Below are 2,490 nucleotides of genomic sequence, written 5' to 3'. Positions count from 1 at the left end.
CTACGGCAGCGTCGGCTGGGGCAGAGCCCCCTTGAACAACAAGGGGGCTCTGCCCCAGCCGACGCTGCCGTAGTGCCGGGCTCTGCCCGGCAACCTCAGCCGGTAGTGCCGGGCTCTGCCCGGCAACCTCAGCCGGTAGTGCCGGGCTCTGCCCGGCAACCCCAGCCCGTGGAGAACCGCGAATGAGCCGCCTGCGCGACAAACCGTGGGTGCTGCCGCTCAGCGTGGTGCTGGCGCTGCTGCTCGGCCTGCTGCCGCTGCCGGCCCTGCTGCAGCCGCTGCGGCCGTACTGGCTGGCGCTGGTGCTGGCCTACTGGGTGATCGAGGCCCCGGACCGGGTCGGGCTGGGCATCGCGTTCGCCAGCGGCGTGGTCGCCGACCTGCTGTACGGCGGGGTGCTGGGCGAACAGGCGCTGCGCCTGGTCATGCTCACCTTCATCCTGCAGCGCTTCCGCGCGCGCATCCGCTTCTTCCCGATGTCCCAGCAGATGCTGGCCATCGGCGGCTTGTTGTTCAACGACCGCATCGTCAGTTCGGTGGTGCACATCGTGGTGGGCGAACCGACCCTGCCGTGGTCGTACTGGTGGGCCCCGCTGCTGGGCATGGGCCTGTGGCCGCTGCTGTTCATCCTGCTCGACGCGGTCCGCTTCGGGCGTCGCGGGCGCTGACGTGTACGTGCGCCGCCAGGCCAAGAATCCCCACGCCGAGGGCGAACAGTTCCGGCGTCGCGCCGCGCTGGGCTTCCTGGGCGTGCTGGTCTGCCTGCTGGGCCTGGGCGGCTGGTACTTCAAGCTGCAGGTGCTGGACCACGACATCTACGCCACGCGCTCGGAAGCCAACCGGATCAAGCCACGTCCGGTGGTGCCCGGGCGCGGCATGATCTACGACCGCAACGGGCGCCTGCTCGCCGAGAACGTGCCTGCGTTCCGGCTGGACATCACCCCGGACAAGGTCAAGGACATGGACGCCACCCTGGCCGGGCTGGCCAAGATCCTCGCGCTGAGTCCCGAGGACATCGAAACCTTCAACAAGTCGCGCAAGGCGCGCCGCAAGTTCCTGCCGGTCACGCTCAAGCTGCGGGTCACCGATGAGGAAATGGCGCGCTTCGCGGTGGACCGCTGGCGCTATCCCGGCGTGGAGCTGGAGCCCTACCTGACCCGTCGCTACCCCTATGGCGACCTGTTCGCGCACATCATCGGCTACGTGGGCCGGGTGGACGACAAGGACCTGGAGGTCCTGGGCGAGGGCAATGCCGCCCTGACCCACATCGGCAAGTCCGGCCTGGAGCGGTATTACGAGTCGCAGCTGCGCGGCAAGGTCGGCTATGAGCAGGTCGAGACCAACGTGCAGGGCCGCGCCATCCGCACCATCGGCCGGGTCGCCGCCCAATCCGGCAGCGACCTGCGGCTGTCCATCGATGCGGACCTGCAACGGGCGATGGTGGCCGCGTTCGGCGAGTTCGAAGGCGCGGCCGTGGCGATGGACCCGCGCACCGGCGAAGTGCTGGCGATGGTCAGCCTGCCGTCGTATGACCCGAACCTGTTCGTCAACGGCATCTCGCATGCCGATTTCCAGGCCCTCAACAGCAACCCGTCGCGGCCGCAGTTCAACCGGCTGGTGCTGGGCGGCGTGGCCCCCGGTTCGACGATCAAGCCGCTGATCGGCCTGGCCGGCCTGGACAGCGGCACGCGCAAGCCGGAAGACAAGATCCTGTCCACCGGCATGTTCTACCTGCCGGGGACGTCGCGTGGGTGGGGCGACGCCAACCGCGGCGGCCACGGCTGGACCGACCTGCGCAAGTCCATCACCCAGTCGGTGAACACGTATTACTACAAGCTGGCGCTGGACATGGGCATCGAGCGCTTCGACCAGTACATGGGCTACTACGGGTTCGGCGCGCCCACCGGCATCGATCTCACCGGCGAGATCGGCGGCATCCTGCCGTCGCCCCAGCACAAGTACAAAACGCGCAAGGAACGCTGGTACCCCGGCGACACCGTCAACGTGAGCATCGGCCAGGGCGACTGGAAAGTGACCCCGCTGCAGCTGGTGCATGGCGTGAGCGGCATCGGCAACGGCCAGCTGCGCACGCCACACCTGGTGATGCAGCAGCGCGCCGGCTTCGATGCCGACTGGACCGCGGTGCCGGCCGGCGACACCAAGCCGGTCAGCCCCAGCCCGAGCAACCTGCAGGCGGTGCGCGAAGGCATGATGGGGACGATGCGCCCGGGCGGCAGTGGTGCACGCGCCGCGGCCGGCGCGCCGTACACCATTGCCGGCAAGACCGGTACGGCACAGGTGATCAGCCGCCGCGGTACTGCCGCGGTGAACCCCAAGAGCCTGCCGATGCACCTGCGCCACCGTTCGCTGTTCGTCGGCTTCGCGCCGGCCGAGAACCCGGTGATCGCCGTGGCGATCGCGGTCGAGGGCGGCGGTTACGGTGGCTCGGCGGCGGCGCCGATCGCGCGCAAGCTGTTCGATGCGTGGCTG

The 2,490-nt window shown here is 69.3% G+C and carries 2 protein-coding genes; both read left to right on the top strand.

Annotation, left to right across the window (positions count from 1 at the left end):
* Nucleotides 1-182: 182 nt before the first annotated feature.
* Entirely contained in the window at nucleotides 183-668 is a 486-nt protein-coding gene (gene mreD / locus DBR34_RS16465; protein WP_128097599.1) for a rod shape-determining protein MreD, read from the top strand.
* A gap of 1 nt (nucleotide 669) precedes the next feature.
* The coding region (mrdA, locus tag DBR34_RS16460) for a penicillin-binding protein 2 (protein ID WP_258224027.1) at nucleotides 670-2,490 on the top strand (1,821 nt) is incomplete at its 3' end.

It is taken from the genome of Stenotrophomonas sp. HMWF003 (genome assembly GCF_003061285.1).
Lineage (GTDB): Bacteria > Pseudomonadota > Gammaproteobacteria > Xanthomonadales > Xanthomonadaceae > Stenotrophomonas > Stenotrophomonas maltophilia_AP.
This window is presented reverse-complemented; position numbering and strand designations above follow the sequence as displayed.

Coding starts and splice junctions, on each gene's coding strand:
- mreD (WP_128097599.1), top strand. CDS start 183: ATGAGCCGCCTGCGCGACAAACCGTGGGTGCTGCCGCTCAGCGTGGTG.